This is a genomic window from Streptomyces sp. NPDC008092, from assembly GCF_042957285.1.
In the GTDB taxonomy this organism is placed as follows: Bacteria; Actinomycetota; Actinomycetes; order Streptomycetales; family Streptomycetaceae; genus Streptomyces.
The window spans coordinates 1-4141 of the sequence record NZ_JBIBHY010000038.1; the positions used below are offsets into that span (position 1 = coordinate 1).

Annotated in this window: 3 protein-coding genes; 2 read left to right on the forward strand and 1 reads right to left on the reverse strand. The window is 65.3% G+C overall.

The window, feature by feature from the left end:
• Nucleotides 1-158: 158 nt before the first annotated feature.
• Entirely contained in the window at nt 159-1403 is a 1245-nt protein-coding gene (locus tag ACFZB3_RS50050; RefSeq protein WP_391390595.1) for an IS256 family transposase, read from the reverse strand.
• Nucleotides 1404-2174: 771 nt separating this feature from the next.
• Between ACFZB3_RS50050 and ACFZB3_RS50055 the strand changes: the two genes are divergently transcribed.
• Nucleotides 2175-2405: a hypothetical protein gene (locus tag ACFZB3_RS50055; RefSeq protein WP_391390597.1), complete on the forward strand. Its 231-nt coding sequence runs from the start codon at nt 2175-2177 to the stop codon at nt 2403-2405.
• A gap of 585 nt (nt 2406-2990) precedes the next feature.
• Nucleotides 2991-3977 carry an RNA-binding protein gene (locus ACFZB3_RS50060; protein WP_391390599.1) on the forward strand — a complete coding sequence of 329 codons (987 nt, stop codon included), beginning with the start codon at nt 2991-2993 and terminating at the stop codon, nt 3975-3977.
• Nucleotides 3978-4141 lie beyond the last annotated feature (164 nt).

Below are 4141 nucleotides of genomic sequence, written 5' to 3' on the forward strand. Positions count from 1 at the left end.
AGCCCCAACGAATACGAACACCGACACCACACCGCTAAACTCACGCTCGCCGCGTGATCAATAACCGCGTGCCCACCTTCACGGGGGAAGGCCCGTCGACTTAATCGAAACTAGAATCAACTACCCGAATCGAGGTCATGTCCCGCTGAGTGGTGTAGTCACGGCAGCTGTTTCGATTCCGGTTGTGGGCTGATCTCCGGATCGGGCGTGGTTGGCGGGGTGGTGAAGAGCTCGGCCATGGAGGCTTCGGAGAGGTAACGGCGGTCGAAGACCTGCCACTCGTCGTGGAGTTCGGCCAGGACCGCGGCGGCGAGCCGGTCCAGGGCGGCAGGGTTGGGGAAGACCTGGACGACGTCGGCCCGCCGTTTGATCTCGCGGTTCAGCCGTTCCAGCGGGTTGGTCGACCAGATCTTCTTCCAGTGCGCGGGCGGGAAGTCGGCGAACGCGGTGATGTCTGGTGCCGCGTCCAGCAGCATGCTCTTGACCTGCGGGAACTGTCGTCCGAGCATGTCGGCGACCACATCCAACTGGGTGCGGACCTGCCCACCGGCGGTCTGCGCGAAGATGGTGCGGATGGTGGCGGCGACCATCTCTCCCGAGCCCCTCTCGATCACGGAGAACACGTCCCGGACGAAGTGGACCCGACAGCGTTGCCAGGCCGCGCCGAGGAAGACGGTGCGGATCGCGGCCACCAGCCCGCTGTGACTGTCAGAGATGACCAGCTGGACGTTGTCCAGGCCACGGGCTCGTAAGGACCGCAGGAACTTGGTCCAGAACGGCTTCGACTCGCTGTCGCCGACCATCAGCCCGAGGATCTCGCGGTGTCCGGTGGCGGAGATTCCAGTGGCGATGACCACGGCCTGCGAGGCGATCCGGTGATTCACCCTCGCCTTGCAGTAGGTGGCGTCCAGGAAGACGTAGGGGAACACGGTGTGGTCCAGCGGCCGTTCCTTGAACGCGGTCAGTTCTCCGTCCAGCTCGCCGCAGATCCGCGACACCTCCGACTTCGAGATCCCGGAATCCGCACCGAGTGCTTTGACCAGGTCGTCGACGCTCCGGGTGGACACACCGTGCACGTATGCCTCCATCACCACGGCGAACAGGGCCCGGTCGATCCGTCGGCGCCGTTCCAGCAGTGACGGGAAGAACGACCCGGTCCGCATCTTCGGGATCTTCAGGTCCAGGTCGCCGGCCTGCGTGGTCAGCAGGCGGTCCCGGTGTCCGTTGCGCCAGGCCGTGCGCTTGTCGGTGTGCTCGCCCGGGGCGGCGCCGATCACGTCGGTGGCCTCGGCCTCGATCAGCTCCTGCAGGATGCGCTCGCACACCACCCTGATTGCTTCAACTCCGTCGGCCCGACGTAGTGACTCCAGCAGCCGCATCAGCTCAGACTGGGACAAGGCCATCGCGTGCTCCTCCGGTTGAACTGCCCGTTCACCAGGGAGACTTGCGCGGTGGCCTGCCCTTGTTCAGGGAGCATGCACCGCCAGCGGATGCACGCCCCGGGCAGACACCCGCGCGTTCCGGGACGCTGCCCGGCTACACCACTTCATGGGACGCCATCCGAATCGATCGCCGTCCTCCGGCCAACTGTGACGCTCGGAGTGGCCAACTGAAGCGCTCAGTCACAGTGCATGTGTGACTGAGCGGCTCAGTTGGCCACTGCGTGCTTCACCTGGTCAATCCGAGCAGGGCAACTGTGCAGGTCAAGGGTGTCTGCTGCCCGGTGGGACTCGGCCGACCGTTCGGCTGGCGGCCGACTGGAAGAGCATCCGAGGCCACAGGTACGCAGGTCAGGCCAGGTGGCCAATGAGTGCTTCAGGCGACCGCTCTGTCGCTCGGTGCCGACCTGTTCGGCCAGCGGTCGCGGCCAACCGGGGAGGTGCTTGGCGCTCGGGTCGCTTCCGGTTGGTCGGTGAGGGAACGTGGGTATGCGACGGGTGAGCCGGAAGTGAACCTGTGAGGTGTCGGATGAGCACTCTCGAAGAGCACATTGACATCAATGTCCCCCTCGAAGCGGCCTGGGCCTGTCTCCATCGCGCGGAGACCTACCCGAGGTTTCTGAACGGCGTGCGCCAGGCCCGAGCGGCGGGTGAGCGACTCGCGCACCTGGATGTAGAGGTGGGCGGGCGCAGGAGCTCCAGGTCGAGATCGTCGACCGGGAGATGGAAAACGTGATGACGTGGCAGACCACGAGCGGTCCCGATCTGGCGGGAACCTTCTCCCTGTTGCCCATCGACCGGGGGCACACCCGGATCCAGGCTCGGTTCGAGTACGACCCGGGCACGATCAAGGAGACCTTCGGCGGACCGCAGGGGTTCGCGCAGGCGGTCGCGATCGAGCGCGGTGTACGGATCGATCTCCAGCAGTTCAAGGAACTGGTGGAAGCGGAACGCACGACCAAGTAGACGGACTTTCCAGTCGCCGTCTGGGATTCCCGCCTCAACTGGGCTGCCCAGTCACACGCGCCGCCCCGGTTGACGGCCACGTAGGTTTCCGGCGTCGCTGCTTCGAGGAGGCTCTCGTCGCCCTCTAGGTCGAATTCCGGCTCCTGGGGACGACAGAGAAGGTCGCTCCAGTCGCTCGCTGCACCGCGCGCGTAGGCGTCGCGGAGCAGGGGACGCGGTGGCCTACTCGCTGTGCGAAGCCCTCTCCTGCTACAAGAAGCCGGGAATGCGGTCGGGGTAGATGTTCCGGACGATCTACTCCGACTTCGAGCGACTCCTCGTCGTCGAGGACGACCGGCGCCGCGTGGGCGTCGAACTGCACGAGCCCGAGCCTGAGGCCAAACGCCTCGATTGGATGGCAGGGCGACAGGCTTCACTGTTGTAGGATCTCGCGGCTCGTGTCAAGGAGCATTGCGCTGACCAGCAGGTTCCTGATGTGTCTCAGGACGTTGCCCTACGCCCTTGTCTCACCGCCATGGCATTTCCCCACGGGGCGACACGAGCGTGCTGGATGATGGGGCGGTGCAGCTCCCCTACGTCCACCGCGTGACCAAGTACGACCCTGCCGACCGTGACGACCACGGGCACTACACCGGCAGTGAGGACACCGTCAGCGATCAAGGCAAGGTTGAGGCGTCTTATCTTCAAGCGGTCGCTGCCTTTGCCGGGGACACCGGCGTCGATCACCTGGCCGTACGGGAACCACAGATCCCGTCCTTCGCGCACTTCGGTGTGGAGCCTGCGGTGGACGGCTTTGGGTTGGACGGGCTCTTCCCTGCCGGCCCTACCGGTTTCCATGACGGGGTAGAAGTACCGCTCGAAATCGGGCTGCAGCTCGTGCGCGCCATGTTGCGCGACAACGGCGCCTGGTGCCGGCTGGAGGTGGAAGGCGCGTTCGCGGTCCATGTGGGATGGGACCAGTACCTCTACATCAGCAGCAGCCAGCCTTGCGAGGAAGCGTTGGCCCACACCCGGGAGCTCGGACTGTTCCCAGAACGCCTGGACGCCTCCCCGTACGCTTTGGAGGCCGGGGAGGAAGAGCGGGTCATCCAGCGACCCGGCGATGACGGCTTCTGGGCCGACCTGCACAGGGTAGTCGTCACCGGCCGTGCAGGAATCCTGGAAGAGACGTATCTCGAAGGTGCCTCACGATGGCACCACCTCACCAACGACACCATCGACGCCGTTCGCGTTGGACTGGCTCCCCGGGCCCGTCTCGCCGTCTGGCCGTCCCTGTCCACCGACATCGACGCCGTCCTGAGAGCCCTGCCCGCTGATGGTCGCGTCGAAGGCGTGTGGCAGGACATCGACGGCAGCATCCGCAGCGCCATCGCCGAAGAGGACGAGTTCCCCGAACTGGCCGCCCGGATATCCCGTGCTCATGCCGCCGCGCTCCTCTCTGTATATGTGGGTGAACGTGTGCCTCTGTGCACTGCTGTCATGCCCGACAACGACGGAGTCCTACGAGCACGTTGGCGAACCGAGCCGACGCCGAGCGACCGCGCCTGGGCACTTCGTCAGCCCCAAGGGTGAGCGCTTCTGTCCCGTTTCATCCAGCACGTCATCTGGATGTGCCCTGACCTGCGAAGGTGTCAGGTCTGGGTGAGAAGCTGTTGTCTTTTCGATCTTGGGAGATGCGTGTCGAACGGGAGTCCCGATCGGGTGGTCGTGGGGCGCTGGGTGCATACGAAGGGGGC

Coding starts and splice junctions, on each gene's coding strand:
- ACFZB3_RS50050 (WP_391390595.1), bottom strand. CDS start 1,403: ATGGCCTTGTCCCAGTCTGAGCTGATGCGGCTGCTGGAGTCACTACGT.
- ACFZB3_RS50055 (WP_391390597.1), top strand. CDS start 2,175: ATGACGTGGCAGACCACGAGCGGTCCCGATCTGGCGGGAACCTTCTCC.